General features: G+C 57.1%; 12 protein-coding genes and 2 pseudogenes. 4 read left to right on the top strand and 10 right to left on the bottom strand.

What is annotated here, in order from left to right; genetic code table 11:
- Position 1: 1 nt before the first annotated feature.
- The 8 genes from NXC14_RS21910 to NXC14_RS32530 form a co-directional block, all read right to left on the bottom strand.
- Positions 2-1,165 carry a cysteine desulfurase family protein gene (locus NXC14_RS21910; RefSeq protein WP_085780254.1) on the bottom strand — a complete coding sequence of 388 codons (1,164 nt, stop codon included), beginning with the start codon at positions 1,163-1,165 and terminating at the stop codon, positions 2-4.
- Complete coding sequence (gene dndE / locus NXC14_RS21905; RefSeq protein ID WP_085780253.1) at positions 1,162-1,536, bottom strand: DNA sulfur modification protein DndE; 375 nt, start codon at positions 1,534-1,536, stop codon at positions 1,162-1,164. The genes NXC14_RS21910 and dndE overlap by 4 nt, the downstream gene beginning before the upstream one ends.
- Positions 1,517-3,499 (bottom strand): DNA sulfur modification protein DndD, encoded by a 1,983-nt coding sequence (dndD, locus tag NXC14_RS21900; protein WP_085780252.1) that lies wholly within the window; start codon positions 3,497-3,499, stop codon positions 1,517-1,519. The genes dndE and dndD overlap by 20 nt, the downstream gene beginning before the upstream one ends.
- A complete protein-coding gene (gene dndC, locus NXC14_RS21895; RefSeq protein ID WP_085780251.1) occupies positions 3,496-4,977 on the bottom strand; it encodes a DNA phosphorothioation system sulfurtransferase DndC in 1,482 nt (493 codons plus the stop codon). The genes dndD and dndC overlap by 4 nt, the downstream gene beginning before the upstream one ends.
- A complete protein-coding gene (gene dndB, locus NXC14_RS21890) occupies positions 4,977-6,089 on the bottom strand; it encodes a DNA sulfur modification protein DndB (protein WP_085780250.1) in 1,113 nt (370 codons plus the stop codon). Before dndB ends, dndC begins: the two co-directional genes overlap by 1 nt.
- Positions 6,090-6,328: 239 nt before the next feature.
- Positions 6,329-7,330 (bottom strand): methyltransferase domain-containing protein, encoded by a 1,002-nt coding sequence (locus tag NXC14_RS21885; protein ID WP_085780249.1) that lies wholly within the window; start codon positions 7,328-7,330, stop codon positions 6,329-6,331.
- 88 nt (positions 7,331-7,418) lie between these two features.
- Complete coding sequence (locus NXC14_RS21880) at positions 7,419-8,705, bottom strand: DNA sulfur modification protein DndB (protein WP_085780248.1); 1,287 nt, start codon at positions 8,703-8,705, stop codon at positions 7,419-7,421.
- The gene (locus tag NXC14_RS32530) at positions 8,705-9,295 is read right to left on the bottom strand and encodes a hypothetical protein (protein ID WP_157131458.1); all 591 of its coding nucleotides are present in this window, start codon (positions 9,293-9,295) and stop codon (positions 8,705-8,707) included. The genes NXC14_RS21880 and NXC14_RS32530 overlap by 1 nt, the downstream gene beginning before the upstream one ends.
- Before the next feature lie 190 nt (positions 9,296-9,485).
- Between NXC14_RS32530 and NXC14_RS21870 the strand changes: the two genes are divergently transcribed.
- A protein-coding gene (locus NXC14_RS21870) for an IS3 family transposase (protein WP_157131457.1) occupies positions 9,486-10,588 on the top strand; the annotation gives its coding sequence in 2 pieces (ribosomal slippage) (positions 9,486-9,747 and positions 9,747-10,588; 1,104 coding nt in all).
- Positions 10,589-10,662: 74 nt separating this feature from the next.
- Here the strand turns inward: NXC14_RS21870 and NXC14_RS21865 are convergent.
- Positions 10,663-11,814 (bottom strand): RHE_PE00001 family protein, encoded by a 1,152-nt coding sequence (locus NXC14_RS21865; RefSeq protein WP_085780246.1) that lies wholly within the window; start codon positions 11,812-11,814, stop codon positions 10,663-10,665.
- Positions 11,815-12,013: 199 nt separating this feature from the next.
- Between NXC14_RS21865 and NXC14_RS21860 the strand changes: the two are divergent.
- Positions 12,014-13,169 (top strand): annotated as a pseudogene (locus tag NXC14_RS21860) (site-specific integrase).
- Here the strand turns inward: NXC14_RS21860 and NXC14_RS21855 are convergent.
- Entirely contained in the window at positions 13,121-14,014 is an 894-nt protein-coding gene (locus tag NXC14_RS21855; RefSeq protein WP_085780245.1) for a hypothetical protein, read from the bottom strand. The pseudogene NXC14_RS21860 and the gene NXC14_RS21855 overlap by 49 nt on opposite strands.
- A gap of 312 nt (positions 14,015-14,326) precedes the next feature.
- Here NXC14_RS21855 and NXC14_RS21850 point away from each other — a divergent pair.
- Both NXC14_RS21850 and NXC14_RS32525 read left to right on the top strand, forming a co-directional pair.
- Positions 14,327-14,536, top strand: a pseudogene (locus NXC14_RS21850) (recombinase family protein); the annotation flags it as partial.
- A gap of 43 nt (positions 14,537-14,579) precedes the next feature.
- Complete coding sequence (locus NXC14_RS32525) at positions 14,580-15,476, top strand: hypothetical protein (protein WP_157131455.1); 897 nt, start codon at positions 14,580-14,582, stop codon at positions 15,474-15,476.
- The last annotated feature ends 1,230 nt before the right edge of the window (positions 15,477-16,706 follow it).

Genomic DNA, 16,706 nt, shown 5'->3' with positions numbered 1-16,706 from the left:
TTCAGGCGGCGCGCGTGCTATCCTTCAATGAGCGCGTGTCGTTTCCGAGGAGCTTTGCGGCTTCGACGACATCGTCTGGACTGGTAAAGCGGCCAGGTGCGATACGGAAGGCCTGTCGTGCCCGTTGTGTGTTGCCAAACATGGCCAGTAGCACATGCGAGGTTTCCATCTTGTCGGTCGCGCAGGCACTAGACGCTGAGAAGCTGATCCGCCCTCTGAGACGCCTCATCAATGCCAGCGGTTCAACACCTTCGACGGATATAGAGAGATTGTTGGCCAATCGCCCGGAAGTCGGTCCGTTGATGACGGCTTCCGGTACAAGTTCGCTGAAGATGGACCAGAAGGAAGAACACAAACCGGACACGTGTTCGGCGTCCCTTGCCGATCGCTCCTTGCATATAGCAAAAGCCCGGCCGAGACCGACAATCGCGGCGGTGTTGAGCGTGCCGGGACGCAAGCCCTTCTCCTGTCCTCCGCCGAAAAGCAACGGCGCCAGCTTAACCCTTGGTTTGCGGGCGCGGACGTAAAGCGCGCCAATTCCTTTCGGGCCGTATGCCTTGTGGGCGGACAGACTGGCGATATGTACGTTGTCTTTCTCGACATCCACCGGGTGGTAGGCCAGCACTTGTGCGAGATCGCTGTGGAACAGAGCACCACGCGCGTCACATATTGCACCGATTTCCCGAATGGGCTGGAGGACACCCACCTCGTTGTTTGCTGCCATCACGCTTACCAGCGCCGTCTCCGGCGTAATCGCGCCAGCCAGTTCGTCGAGACTGACGCGGCCGGTCTCGTCGACGCCCAGATAAGTGACGCGGTAGCCTTCGCGCTCGAGTGCTCGCATCGGCTCCAAAACCGCCGGGTGCTCGATCGCGGTGGTGACGAGATGACGTTTCTCCGGGTTGGCTCGTGCCGCGCCGAAAATGGCGATATTGTTCGCTTCCGTCGCACCGGCGGTGAAGACGATTTCCGTTTCGCGGGCGCCAATTGCGCTCGCCGCGAGGGCTCGTGCTGTGTCGATCGCGCGACCGGCTTCAAATCCGTGTTGATGCTCCACGCTCGACGGGTTGCCGAATATTTCCCGCAGGTAGGGTTCCATCGCATCGACCACGAGCGGATCGATTGGTGTTGTCGCGTTATGATCAAGGTAGAGGGGTTGGCTCATGCTGCCTCCGGAATAATCGCAAGTAGATCTGCCGCCGACTTCGCCCGTACCGAAAGCGTGCCCACGCCGCGATGGATATGTGCCCTCATACGCTGCAGCATTTCTTCGTCTGATAGTTCACTCTCACCTCCTTGTTCCTCCACAAACCGCAGGAGTGCGATGTAAAGGGCGGAATGTTCTCCGGTAAGTGTGTAGGAATTGAACTCAGATCCTTCCTCGTCGGGAGGCGGTACGTTCCCGATCAAGCCTTCCTCGAGAGAGGTCATCAGCGCGATCCGGCACAAGAGGTTTGGCGTCAGTCCGGTCCTTTGGCGGAGAAACCTGAGTTTGCTGGTTGCGTCAGCAGAAATCCTAAGCTTGCTGTAGTGCACGGCCTGCCTCCTCGTTGTCGACATCGAAATATCCGGCGGAAACCGTAGAACGGCGCTCTGCATGATCGTAGACCAGCTGATAGCTGTGGGAGACGAAAGGCTCCAGCGTCTGCATCGCTTCGTTGCTGATCTCGGTATCAGTCGATAAGAGGATCACTTGATGCGACGCCACCGGAAAATATCGCTCGATGAGCCTCGATCGATGTTCTGTATCGAGCCGCGCCAGCGGAGTGTCGATGATCATGGGCAGATGGCGTCCACTCGTTCTCGCCAGAGCCCAAAGCATGGCGGTTGCATAGATTTGCTTCTCTCCGGCGGAGAGTTCGCTTTTGGGGACAAGGTTTCCGCTCGCATCGAACAGCGAGACCGTAAAGGTCGACTGGTCGATACGAGCCTCCGCAACCAGATCCGGCTTGCGGGCGAGATGTGCGAAACATCTGACGAATTCCGACTGAAGTTGCTTGAGCTTGAGTGCAAGAAGCTTTGCTTCATACTCTAGCAAGGTCTTTGCGGCGCGGTATCCTAGATCGTTTCGTCTGGACCCCATCTCGTCGTTCGCCTGTTCTGCGAGAAGCTTCGACCGCTCGCGCTCCAAGGTCGCCACCGCGTTTCTCGCTAATCTCAATTCTTCCTGTTTTGCGGCCAGAGCAGCTTCGGTGCTACCGAGATTACGGTCGGCATCTCTCAGTTCGTCGAGCATCGCGCTTGCCTTGGCGTGATCCGCTCTTGCAAGACTTGCTTCGAGAACATCCCGTTTCGAGACCAATGATTGGAGACCCCGCATCAGCGTTTCCGATTGTGGCCGGACATCCGTGCCGACCAGATCGAGCACAGCGAGTGCACTCCGTCGATCCGATAGATCCTTGAACGAGCCTGTATCCGTCGTCGCGGTACTCTCAAGAAACGCGCGGAAATCCCGGCGATGCGCTGCCGTCCACGTAGTCGAGATACCGTCCCATTTCTCGAATTTTTCGAGAACGCGCCGCATGCTGTCCATATCAACGCTGCCTTCCAACGAAGAGGCAAGCGCGGACTTGAACCTGCTCAACAGGCGCGGTGCGTACGCAAACGGCATTAGCTTGTTCGCAGCATCGCGGAACGCTGCCTCTGCAGAATGAAGGTTTGCCTTGTTTTCCTGGATTTCGGCTTCGAGCTTGACGCGGCCAAGAGCGATGTCGCCACCTTCGGCCGTGAACCGGCGTCGAACCTGCTCCGCGACCCTTGAGTTGGCTTCCCGCTTCGCGGTCAGTTCGGCAGCATCTTCAAATAATTCATCCGTATGCCGCTGAGCCACCTGGATGTCACGGATGTTGGCCTCCAGTCGCGCGGTAAGGCTGTCTGAGCCTTCCTGGGCTCTGTGACGTGCAAGATAAAGGCCAAGGTCAGTGCGCAGCCTGCTGATAAGTTCGATACCCAAGAGCCCGCGGACGGCGTCAGCGAGATATTCTTCTTCGCCACTACCGTCGGCGATCTCTTGTATTTTCTCCCCATCGAAAAAGAAGAGCTGCGAGAGTCCCGGAGGGATGAGCTCCTGCAGGAAGCTGTGCCACTCGTCCTTCGGAACAGAAGTGATCGTCTTGCCGTCTTTTTCGAGTTCGATGGCTTCGGCCACCGACCCGCTTCTTGCCGACCACTCGCGCCGCACCGCATAACGGTGAACGACGCCTGCTTCGGCGTAATCGAACTCGAGAGCGACGGCAGCAGTCATGCTTCCGCCGCCTCGATTGAGACGCGAACGCAGGTACTGCTCGTATTCCGACTGCCCTACCCGCGTCCCAAGCGCCCGTTTTCCGTAGAGTGCGAGACGCAAAGCTTCGAGGAAAGTTGTCTTACCCGCGCCATTCTTGCCGCCAACGAGGACGATCGGGGTATCTCCGCCAGATCGCTTGCGCGGCGCGAGGTCGAACTGGATGACCCCTTGGTAGAGGCCGAAGTTTTCAAGTCTTAAAGAATGTAGGATCATGTGTTTGTCTCGACGTCGAATGCGAGTTCCGGCCGCTCGTCCTCGTCAGAATTATCGACATCCGGTATCGAGCCATCTGCCACAAGCTGCCGACGGCGTTCAGCAACGATCTCGTCCACGTCGCGCCACTCCTGCTTGAAGATGTCTTCGATCCTGGTGTGGACCGCATGCCTGCGTTTCAGACCGTGCGCCGCACGCTCCACGTCAAGCAATCGGGCGATGAGCTCAGTGGGCACGCCGTTTGAGGCGCAGAGTTCGTCCAGCAGACCAGCGTCCTCGCGGGTGAAGCTGACATTGTCCTCTACGACCCAGTCCAGATCGCGGCCGAGGACGTCGCGGACTATAGAGGGGACGCTGTCAGCCCAGTCGCCGCGCTCGGCTCGCCAGATCTTTCTGATCTCGTGGAGTTCTGCCTCATGGATGAGGGGCGCGTTCTCGCCCGGAGGGGCATTGCGATGGACCTCGACCTGCGTCTGCAGCAGCTTGGTGAGAAGCTCTCGGCAGAAATCGAGGGTGTATGGCCCTGGAACCGGGGTAGCGCTGTCACCGATGAAGGAGACCTGCCCGCTTCTACGCCGAAAATCCCTATAGAGGCGTTTCTTCGCGGGGTCCTGCGTCTCTGCGAGCATATCGCGGTAATCCAGCAACGGTTCGAGCCAATCTTCGCCGGAATCGATCATCGCCTCCATCGACTTGTCCTTGGTCACGACGGTGCATACCCAGCATCCGAAACGCGAGTTGCCGCAGCTTGGCGTCGTCGTATCTACCACGAGCGGGCACTCGCCCGACGCCGCGTTTCTGTACATCGCGACAAGGTCACGATTGTCGTTGCCCCATGGGGAGGCGTTCTGAAGCAGGTAGGTCCAAACGTCATCGGTCGAGAAAGCCTCGATCGGAGCGTAGACGAAGGCGTTTAGAAGCGACGAATGGCGTGAAAGCAGTGAGCCTTTTATCTTGTGAAACGACATCGACTGCGCGCGCGTTGCGCTTTCCGAAGTGCGCACACCGAGTACCATCACCACTTCGCCATATTCGGCGACCCGCTCGCGAATGAACTCGTCGGCAGGTTCGATCTTCAGGCGCTCCGTGCACCAGCGGAATCTCCGCGAAGGCGCTGGATATCCACGGCCGATCAGATTGACCCAAAAGCTTCGATCGACCCTAGGCATAACTTTCTGCGTCTGAATCGGCAGCCCCTGTGTGCGCGCTGCTGCATCGATCCGTTCCAGCGTTACGTCGATATAGCGCACGATGACAGGGGTCTCGACCAGCGTATCAGAACTGATCACGAAAACGGGTTTGCGCCTCTGTTCTTCCGGCAGCCCGGAGAGTGCCTGCCAGACGATCTGGAGGGTGCACGTGGAATCCTTGCCTCCCGAGTAGCCAACAACCCACGGTCTGTTGTCGGAAAGGTAGACGCGCTGAATTTCTTCGATACGGGACGACAAGCCTCCGCCGGCAAAGATACTTTCGTCCATCAGCCTGCAGCCTTTATTCTGTGCACGTTCTGCGGTGCATACAAGTCTTCAATCTTCTGCGCCTGCTCTCCCAGACGCAGCCCCAGTCCGCGGATAACCACGTTGCTGACCAGGATGATGCTGTTTTTGGATCTGTTGACCTTCCCGGTCACGATCGCCCTGCCGTCCCAAAGCGCTCGGTTGGCGCGAGACCAGTCCACGTTTCGAAGTCCGGCAAGTTTGGGCTCCCAGTCCGTGGGATGAGTGGCGACAAGCTGTGCGCCGGCGATCGCAATCGCCTGAACGCCAACGCCATGGGAATGGATGTAGTCCTGGCGCAGCTCTGCGGCTGATACATGGCGAGTTCCGACTCGCTGCCAATCTGGCATTTCTTCGATAACCCGCTCCCAGAAGCGCCGCACCAACGGCAGGTCGCCGTCACTGACAGTGTCACTACGCCCCTTACCCAGAAAAGCAGCCGTCGCCTGGTGAAGCGAGCTGAAAGTGAAAAACTTGATGGAGCGGTTCGAGATGCTGGCGCTGTCGAAGCAGGTGAAATCCCGAAACAGTGGAATTTGCTTCACCACCTCTCGGGTAAGCGCCGCAAGATCGTCGCGGTGGTCGTAAAGTAGCTTGATGGAGCTGTTCGGTCGGACGGCATGGATATTGAGATCGGCAAACATCTGCTGCGCCCGACGCAAACCCTTGTCGACAAACAGCACGACCGAGATAGTTTCGGATGCCAATGCCGGACGCTCCCGAAGCGCCTGGACGAGTGCGGCACGACGGTGCTGGCCGTCGTTGATGAGGAGTGTTGCGTCAAGCGAAATACGCAGCTGCCCGACGTTTCTGAGCGGCCCCTCGGAAACGGCCGGCTCGAAGGCAATGTCTCCGTCTACGGATCCGCACAACGACGAAAGGATATATTCCTCAGGGTTGGAAATAATGTAGTCGGCGATTTGCGGCACGCGTGCCTTGTTCAGCAACCTCTGCGCTCGCAAGTCGGCCGGCACGGCGTCATCATCGAATTTGAAGAGCACCGAGAGCGTCTTAAGCGGCACCATAACGACGTAATAGGCACAACCGGCCTGGACGCCCCGGATCGCTGCAAAGTTCAGAAAGTTGCCATCCATAGCCGATTCTCCCTGAACAGACTTTAAAGGTTCAAGCATGGAAGTCAACAGAATGGAGCGAGGAAGTAAGTTATCTCGCTTCCTTTTCGCGCAATTATCTCAGGTCTAGCGCTCAGTGTCGCGTGGCTGTTTCGTTCCAATTCTCGTTATCCTCATCTTTGCAACACGCCCGCCCAACTGCCCAGCGCTGCGTCTAAGGACCGTTCTCCGCAATTTATAATCATCCGTGAAACGTGGCCCTACGATTGTGACAACACCACCGTACGCCACTTTACCTCTTGTCTACCAAGGAGGTCTTCACGTTCGCCAAACTCTTGGAGCTTGAGGCCAAGCGGCCTGCCTATGTCGCGAAGCTCGTCAACTGTGACTGAATAAATCTCACGGGCAGGATCAGGCGGGCCAAGGCGCAAAGTGACGTAGATTTTGCCGGATGCGCTTAGGAGGCCTTTCAGTCTAGCGATCGCGTCTGGCCTGTCTTTCGGATGAACGTGCATCCAAACAGCGCTGAGAATGATCCAGTCAAATCGTTGCGCAGTCAGCTTTTCCAGCCTCGGAAGCCGATCATCCAGCCACTGAGCAGCCGAATTCGGATGGAGCCGCGTGGCAAGCGCGCGGAACGATGCCGCCGGCTCTATCGCAGTTACGCTATGGCCATTTGTGGCGATCCAGTTGGCATCGCGGCCTGTCCCTGCCCCCACATCCAAAACAGATTTTGGTGGCTTTCCTCCGAGCTCACTAAACAGCAATGGATGAGCCTGCTCAAAGGGGATTAGCTCGTAATTCTCCGCCAGGTCTTTGGCTTGGCGTTCGTAGAACGCAACTGCTCGGTCGCTGTTGCTCTTATCTCCCACCCAGCCTGCGTTTACCATCGTACCTACCATCAATACCGAGCTTGTTATCGCTGCCAGAAATAGAAGCAGCTGGAATATCGATCTTACCATGAGCGGACGCGTTAAGAAGCTTTTCCCCGGCGCGCCCACAAAACCACTAGCGTTGAAAGTCTCCAGCCAATCTAGGTGTCGCTGCATGACATAGCGCAACCGAAACAGGACGAAGAGAAGACCGAGGTTTGCAATCGCCGCTAAGACAAGCAATGAAACCTGGAAAAGAGGTGACGCGTCTGCCTTCGACACGCCGAACCAAAGCCCTCCTGTCAGCGTCATTGAAATTAGCGGGATTTGCCACATTTGCTGGTTCAGAGACCGAAAGCTCTCGGAGTTTTGCCCGTAGGCGGCCAGCATCTTTTGCTCTTCTAGCTCGCTCAAAATGCCCCGCCGGAATGAGAGTACGGTACGAACGGTGACGCCGAGCGCAGATTTGTTGGCGTGTTCATGGTCGCTTAATCCGGTTGGGCAGCCTTACTATGGTGCCGTCTTGACCCAGCGCTTCAGCATAATCCTTTCGCAACTCAGCAGTTTTCTGGCTGTCAAAACCGAGCATATAGCGAAGTAGGCGGATTGATAACCGTGTCCGTCCAGCCAAGATTTTTTCTTCGCTCGCGCTGTACAGCACCCCCAGATACGGGCGCTCTGTGAATCGTCTCGGTAGAAGTGTCAGCGTGGAAATCGCTTTGGCGAGCGATCCCTCTTCGTTCTTCAGCACCCGCAAAAGTTTGAGGAAGATTTCCAGTCCGACGGATCGGAAAAGGATATTGCGATTGACGTGCCGCTCGACCCTTATCACATCTCTCGCATCGGATCCTGTCTTGGAGAAGTAATCCTTCAACTCTGGAAACGAATTGACGAACCTCTCCAAGAAGCGGACGACATCCCGGTAATATTTTTCCAGATCATCGTCTTTGGGTCGTTGATATTTTAACCTTGCCCGAGCGTCACGATCAAGCGAGCCAACGAGATAGGTAAGCGTCTCAGTGACAAGATCGTAGAGCTTTATGATAGTCATAAAGTGTTTTGAGTCTGTCGCCGGCAGATTGGTCACTCCGTACTCGGTTCTCACTTGGCCATTGGAAAAGAATGGATGAGTTTCGACCAATCGACGCGTGATGATAGCTGCGGTGTCAGACTCGTCCAACGCAATGATTTCAGACTTGTTCACCGGTATGGCGGTCTTGTTTAAGGTGGTAAAAAGCTTTCGTGTTCTTTGGCGTCCGAGGTCGGTCGTCTTGTGGGAGAGGAAAAGTACCGTCACCTTCTCGTCAGCCAGGCTCGGCTTCTGCTCGACAGCAAGCTTGATACCAGCAAGCCGATGCTGACCATCCAGTGCAAACAACGTCTCTTTGCCAGATAGATGCAGATAACCAAAACTGGAACCCGCCCAAGCCGGAACTTGTGTTGAGTACCTTTTGGCTCGGCTTTGAGGGGATATATGGACGTCAAACTCCATGAATTCGGGGTCGCCTCCATAAACGGCCACCACGAGAGCGTTAAAGAAATGCTCGCTATCTCCAACAAGGTATTTGGCAATCTCCATTGGACGCCCATCTTTCAACGCTCGTTGGATGAGATCGGAGAGTTGTTTGCCGTCGCGGATTTCGGCTACTGAACTGGCGAACTCAATGTAACTTGCGGCGTCCCCCATTCTCATGACAGTGCTATAGTACTGCCAGTCGCCCATCTCGGCGGAAAGAGCAGGCAAATAGATCGACTTTCGGGTCATCAGAAAGCTTTCCTTACCGGACGCGTTGTGGCGTTGAAGTCGGCGATATTGGCATCTGGCCACAACGACGAGATAAGCTCGGACTCCAGCTGCTTGATATCGTGTTGGTTCGGATCGACGTGGCAGTAATAGAAGCGGACGTAGCCATCATATCGATAAAGGTATGCCCCAACTTTTCTTCGAATATTGACCTTGAGTTCATCCAAATATTCTTTGTAACGCACCCATAGCGTTCGCGATGAAGAAGCCGTCGATCCGACCTCCCCGACGTAGAACAACCACGAACTCGGAGGAAAATTGGAGTGTGGAGGCTGTACCGCAAATGCGTAGAGTCCTGGGACTTTGGGCACCTGAGCCCGGGACTTTGCATCGAAAACCACGTGTTTCCAAGACAGCGTCGCGGCAGACCTGTACGCATTCCACGACTTGGGATGGAGGGTGACGCTTTCGGTGTGAACTTTAACATCATCGACTTGCTGAGCGAAAATATCGGCAGGAATCCGTTTTGAACTGCTTACGGTTGCTTGTGTTTTTCTAGGCGCCTTACTCACAAATCCCACCACATCCCTCAGTTGCTGACCTTCAACCACTACCCCTAAATCGTTGAAGTTTGATTATCCGGCGACACCATGCGTATGTGAAGCATCACAATACGCTGGTCTCGTAAGTATTGTGGATCAACGTCGCGAGCCGATGGATGTGATCTGAACCCTTCAAACTGGACCAGTTTTGGTTAGAGTTTTCCGGTGCATTTTCCTGGCTGGGAAAGGACGGAAGACGATGAAGGCATCGCAGTTTTCGGACGCGCAGAAGGCGTTCATTCTGAAGCAGGGTGATGAAGGTGTGCCGGTGGCGGAGATTTGCCGAAAGGCGGGCATCAGCCAGGCGACCTATTTCAATTGGAAGAAAAAGTACGCTGGCATGTTGCCGCCGGAGATGAAGAAGCTGAAACAGCTCGAAGACGAGAACGCTCGGCTGAAGAAGATCGTCGCGGACCTAACGTTGGACCGCGAGATGCTGCAGGATGTCATCCGCCGAAAGCTTTAAGGCCTGCTCGCAAGCGGGAGGTGGTTAAGGGCATGTGCCGGGATTGGGCGATCTCGATCCGGCAAGCTTGTAGGGCACTGAACTTCGATCGGTCGACCTACCACTACACCTCTCGCCGTGCCGATCAGGCCGGCCTGGAACGTCGTATTCGTGAGATTTGCGAGACCCGTGTCCGTTACGGCTACCGTCGTGTTCATGTACTCCTGGAACGCGAAGGTTGGGGCACCAATATCAAACGAACTTATCGGATTTACAGGGGCTTAGGCCTTCAACTACGAAATAAAACGCCGAAGCGCCGAGTCAAAGCCAAGCTACGGGAGGACCGGCAAAAGGCCGTTGAACCCAACGATGTCTGGGCGATGGACTTCGTTCACGACCAACTCGCGACCGGCAAGAAATTACGAGTGCTGACGGTGGTCGACACCTTCTCGCGCTATGTGCCGGTGCTTGATCCGCGGCATAGCTATCGGGGAGAAGATGTCGTGGAAACATTGGAACGGGTATGCCGGCAGGTCGGCTATCCGAAGACGATCCGTGTCGACCAGGGGACGGAGTTCGTGTCACGCGATCTCGACCTCTGGGCCTATGCCAAAGGCGTGACCTTGGACTTCTCACGCCCTGGCAAGCCGACTGACAACGCCTTCATCGAGGCGTTTAACGGCCGCTTCCGGGCGGAATGCCTGAACCAACACTGGTTCCTGACCCTTGCGGATGCCCGCGAAAAGATGGAGGATTGGCGTAGAGACTACAATGAGGTTCGGCCGCATGGTGCGATCGGTAACAAGGTGCCGATCTCGCTGATGAATTCCGGAGGCGCAACCAGCCCGCCTCCCTGAGTGAAGCCGGAAAACTCCAGCCTCCGCTGGTCCAGAATCCTGGGGCGGTTCAGATGCGCTGACCGCGCAGCTCGTCAAACTACACCCCACGCCCGAAACCTCCCCCTCCCCGTCATCTCGCGCAGGCCGAGCTCGCCCACAATCCGCCGCGCCGCCTGCGGCGTGACGTCGAGCGTCTTCGCCACCATCCCCGCCGACACCAACGGTTTCGCCATCACCAGCTCGACCAGCTCCGGCAGTTTTGACGACGTCCGGCGCCCTTCCAGTTTTCGGTCCATCATCGTTTTCGCCAGTGCCAACCGGTCATGCTCCTTCACCCCGATCTCGGCGGCCGCGATCAGCCCGTGGGCGATGGCGAGCAGCCGGGTTTCTCGATCGCGATGTCGGCGCCGATCGACGCGAATGGTTTTGAGGCCAAGGTTGATGGCGGCCAGATGGGCGCCGGTGGTGATGCCGGTCTGGCGCAGGATCGAAGCGCACAACTGCCGGCCCAGCCAAGGCGCGTGTTGCAGGACGGAAAGCTCGTTCCAGGTATCGAGGGCAACAATCGCCTGCAGCACCGCCGGCAGATGTTCGACCTGGCGCAACACCCTTCCCCATTCGTCGAGCCGCGCGTCCTCATCCCAGTCGAGATCATAGATCATCGGGTCCTTTTCGGCAGCACGGCCGCTGATGCGGCCCGGACGCTTCGCGTCTTCGATCGCGGCATCCGATCGGGTGAGCAGCGCATCAATCGCGGCATAGTCGACGCCTGGCAGATTTCCCGCAGCGTCGCCATCTTCACCCTCCCCTTCCCGCTCGACCACCTGTGCAGACCCAACTCTGCGGTCGTTCGCAGCGCTGTCAGGACCGTCTGATGGTCCAGGCCACGCCTGGGGTTGTCGTAAAGTTCGGATACCCTCCGCCGACAATGCCCAGGCCGGTGGCTGCGCAGAAATCCGTCGCCGGGTGCGCAGCACGTCGCGGGCGATGGTAAGTTCGTGGGTGGGTGTGCGAATGTCGCGGGTGGCGTCGTGGAGGACGAGGTCTTCGAGATGGACGAGTTCGCCGTCGATCCACAGCGAGGCGCAGGCGTCGGCGAAATGCATGCGCTCGATCCAGCCGGATCCCACCGGCGAGCGCGCAATACGCTCGTCGAGACGAGCCAGAGCGACGCTGGCGTCGAAAGCCGGCCGCATCAGGGCTGTCATGCTGTTTTTCGCGGGATCGTAAGCCATTGAAAACATGGTAAACGACTTGCTAACGGAACTCTATGTAAATGTTATGGTTCGTCACCTCATATGATCGATAGTAGCGTACCTCACTTCCGATAAGTACCTCTTATCGGAAGTGATTGATTTCAGCCCGCAAATCAGGGAAAACGGGGCCGAGCACGGCCGCCGGCGCCGTTTCGGCAGCCGGATTTACGCCGTTTCAGGAGTTCCTGTGGATATCATCGCCCCTATATCAGCACCCGACGCCATCGCCCGCCGCGCTGAAACCCTCGACACCATCGCCGCGGTGCTGCCGATCGACCGGCGCGACAAGCTCGCCGAGATTCTTTCCGACCAGGACGTCGAAACGCTGCGGCACCTGGTCAACGAGGGCATGGGCGACAACACGCTGCGGGCGCTCGCCTCCGACCTCGGCTACCTCGAAGCCTGGTGCCTGGCGGCGACCGGAGCACCCCTGCCCTGGCCGGCGCCGGAAGCGCTGCTGCTAAAATTCGTGGCCCACCATCTGTGGGATCCGGCGCGGCGCGACACCGATCCTGGGCACGGCATGCCGGCCGCAGTCGGCCAGGCCTTTGAGGGACGGCGGTCTTCTTCGATCGACCGGGCCGCATGCGCCGGCGACCGTCGGGCGACGGCTGGCCAGCTGGTCGACCCTAACGAAGTGGCGCGGACTCGACGGCGCTTTCGCCTCCCCTGCCCTCAAATCCGCCATTCGTCTGGCCGTCCGCGCCGTGCCAAGACAACGTCTTCGCAAGAGCGCCAAGGCAGTCACCGGCGATGTTTTGGCCAAACTGCTGGCGACCTGCAGCGGCGACAGCCTGCGCGATCTGCGCGACCGCGCCATCCTGATGGTCGCCTTTGCGTCGGGTGGTCGCCGGCGCAGCGAAGTCGCAGCCCTGCGCAAAGAGCAGCTGACGATCGAGCCGCCGGTGACCGGCGAGGACGGCAGTCCCCTCCCCTCGCTGTCCATTCACCTCGGCCGCACCAAGAATTCCGGCGCCGGCCAGGACGAGGTCGTCTATCTCACCGGCCGGCCGGTGGAGGCGTTGAATGCCTGGCTGGCGGCCGCGAGGATCAACAACGGCAGTGTGTTTCGGGCGATCGATCGCTGGGGCCATGTGTCTCGCCGGGCCCTCGATCCAAAGGCGATCAACGATATCGTCAAGCGGCGGGTGGCGATGGCCGGGCTGGAGGTTGGGGAGTTTTCGGCGCATGGACTGCGATCGGGTTATTTAACCGAGGCTGCGAACAGGGGGGTTCCGCTGCCAGAAGCGATGGAGCAGTCGCGCCATCGCTCTGTGCAACAGGCCTCAAGCTATTATAACAACGCAACGCGTCGCAGTGGCCGGGCTGCGAGATTGCTCTGATCTGAGTATGCATGGTTGAAGGTGCATACGGCTACCCGGTCGAGCGAGTGGCGAAGCGTGATCGCTTCATCAATTCGATCGGCAAACTCAAAAAGTTGCTCGCGAAGGCTGTTGCGCCAGAGCGTCTCAAGGTCACCGTGGCCATCCCTGATGCTCGCCAACTCCTTCCCCATGGGAACCAGCTTCTCGACCGATCGCGCTAGCCTTACGGCTTCCATTTTCGCGAATTCAATCTCCAGAAAATTTGCAAATCCTGTATCCAGTGCGACTGAGCGGTATCCATCAAAATGGAGGAAGCACCGCAAGCGGTAGTCGGCATAGACCTCGCTGGTAGAACCAGACAGTGCGAGCGCCAAGACCGAATGCGAAAATATCGTTGCCTTGAGAATCTCGATCCTCTTGCTGATTCCAAAGAGGTCATTCATCATCGTGACCAGATCAGAATCATATCTGATCACATGTGATCCGCACCCGCTGCGTCGATCCGCATCAAGCTCCTGCAGGTAAAGTTCCGTCTCGTCGTCCGTGTCGATTTCGCTATGGCCGTAAAGAACATGTGAGAACTCGTGACCGATCGCGGTGACACCGGCGAGAGCAACGAAAGCACCGATATCAAAATCAAGACAATCAAGATTTTTCATTCCAACGACGCGGTTGAAAAGGCTTTCGATGAAGGCCAGCGCGATGACCGCACCATAGACCGGCTCATTCTTCTTTTTTTTGATGAATGCCGGCTTCGTTGTGTTTGGATCTGTCACAATTTTTAGGAAGAAATCCGCATCCTTTTTCAGAGCGTTCGCCGAAAGGCTGTGAGCGATTTTCGCCAAGAGAACGGCCGTCTTCATTACGAGATCGCGGGCTTCCAGATCGTGATCTGAGGGATAGCGCTTGGGATGGTTGAGGTATTCATTGGCAATGGTGATAGCGCTTGCTCGTTGAAGGCTGACATAGAGCTCCTGAAAATTGGTTAGGCCGGCCGGGCCTTATGATTCCCGTCTTGGCAATCCCACGGCTGATACCGAAAAAGCAAGCTCAGAACCACCCCAAGTCACGGGCGCCACTCCCCGCAATCCCTCCAGCGACGCTCACAAATGACCATTTTCCCACGCATTCCTTATCTGTACAAACTACCTTGAACCGAGACTATTAAGGGCGCCATGGCAAAGCGGCAAACCGTTAACATCTATCAGCCTCCTAAGCGGCTGATCGGCTACGTCCGGGTGTCGACCGACGATCAGATCCACGATGCCCAGATCGATGAGTTGCGGGCAGCCGGCTGCGATCGGATCTATCAGGACCACGGCTCCAATGCATCGCGCGCCCGACCGGTGTTGACGCGGATGCTCGGCGAAATCACCGCGGGCGAGGGCGGCGTCCCAATCGCTGAGCGCTTGGTTGCGGCGGCCAAGATTGCCAGCTGTGTTAGCGGGGCCAAATGATGGTGAACTTTGTTTCGCCAGTGGGCCATGCCAAGCCGAATCCATTGTCGAGCGCAAGCGCCTTGTCATCAGCGCTGACAACCTCGGATTCGACGACAATCAACTGTCGTTCCGACCACAGCTGGTGTTGTCGGTAATAGAGGAGTTGTCCGATCGCAGCCCGAATTGCAAACCGCACCGTCGAAGCACCTGTCGGCTTTATCTCTACCATCGTTGCCCGGCCCCTACTATCCACATACCGCAGGTCATCACGAAAACTTGGCGAAAAAGATACGCCGAGAACCACTTCCTTCAGATAGTCGACAAAGCGCTTCTGCAGCTTGCTGTGCCTTGGGCTTACAATCGCCTCGTACGCACGCACATATCGGCAATATTCATTTGCCGCAGCTTCGCCGGCTCGGCCTCATTTTCGGCCGTCTTTCGGCTTTGTACCGGCGACGATTTCCTTGCCCTTTATTGGATTTCTGATCGACTGCACAAATCGATGTGCTTCAAGGTTCTCAGTGTCTTCGGCGTACCACCAGCTTGCCTGACCGCTCCAACCGGGGCCTCGCCCAAGCGCCAGCTTCAAATTCCGCTGACCGATGCCGATCAGGAACGCATCTTCTACCTTTGCCCGAACTCGGAAGCTGTCGATTTCATCTTTCTTGTACCGGTCCGAAGGGTAAAGGCCCTGAAAGTTTTGTCGATATCGATACAAACGCGCGTTTCGGTACCAACCGACAACGCACCGGGGGTCATTTCCCTCTATCGGTGCGGTCCATACCACATCGACCTCGTCGACAAAGTCGGCGCTTCTGGCCGCACCGAGCCGTTGGATATACACTTGGCGGTCAATATCGCCTTTAATCGTTTCGAAGTGCCCTAAACGTAACAATCCTCGCAGCCGACAAAGTTAAGTTCTTCACCACAATAGCGCTGAGACCTAGGAAAACCTCCGCTGCCCTTTGGCGGATCTTTCGGATCACGTCCGGCATATTTTTTATCCAAGAGATAGTGCAAAAAAGCACAGGCATGCGTACGCCCCTCCTAAAAACCAGCCTCGGGTTAGTGATGCAACCACGGGCGTGCGCCGAGCTTGCTCAGCGCAAATCCACGTTCCGACAACAGAATTGTCCTAGGCTGTTTTAACAAGCGCGGAGACCTGCGGTGCCCGCCCTATCTTTCGGCTAAAGCACACAACGCTCAGCCCTCCTTGCCTCGAACGCGGGCCGAACGGCGATCAACCGCTCACTCCCCCCTCTTGACCAAGCCGGCACCACTGTGTTTCTGCGACTGCCAGAACAATCATTGTCAAAAATCCATGCATTTCAAGTGATTAGGCCAGTGGTCAGCTGACCACTGAAAAAGCGACGTGCGGGAAGCCTTTACTGCCATGATGCATCAGGCTTCTCGTCCTGGCAATTTTAACGGGACAGTACCGTCGCCGGAAACGATCTCGAAGAGCGCCCTGGCAGAGCTGATGCGATCAAGCAGGAGATGCATCCACAACATCGCGCCATTTCCCACCCCACCTTGCGAACAGGCCGTGACTAACGGAACGATTGAAGACCAATTCTCGGTGGCGCACGCCTTCCTCTCCGCTATCCGGCTCTGACCTTAAAGGTAAGGTACGATGAGCCTTCTTAAGGAGTAGCCGGCCACTGCCGACTTCAGGAAGAGCACACTGCTGAACAGCAATCGCTAACCCATGACCGCATTGCCTCTCTCGATCTCTCGCACGTCTTCGTTTGACTCGAGCAGCTCGGATTTTATCCTGAGCGCCGCGCTCGATCTAACCAGCACCCGAAAAGCAGCCGCCGGTCTGCCAGGGGTCGATCAGACACCTCGGCCAGAATACGACGCCTCATGTACAAAACACTGATGCCGAAAACCGGGTCACCCACCCCGTCGCTGGTCTACCCTCGCTGTCTGTGACCTTCCGGCCTTTTATGTGGCCGGTTCGACAGCCTGGCTTCTCAGATCCTTCGTCGGCGCGAGCGTCAACCTACATTCGAAACAAGCCGTTGTAGAAGGCCGTTATTCTTCAAACTGATAGATCGGTGGTCAGCTGACCACCAACGAAATCGGTGTTGGAACGGACCATCATCTGCCAAAA

This window comes from Rhizobium sp. NXC14 (assembly GCF_002117485.1).
GTDB lineage: Bacteria > Pseudomonadota > Alphaproteobacteria > Rhizobiales > Rhizobiaceae > Rhizobium.
Note: the sequence above shows the minus strand (reverse complement) of the source record. Positions and strands in the feature narration are given on the sequence as shown.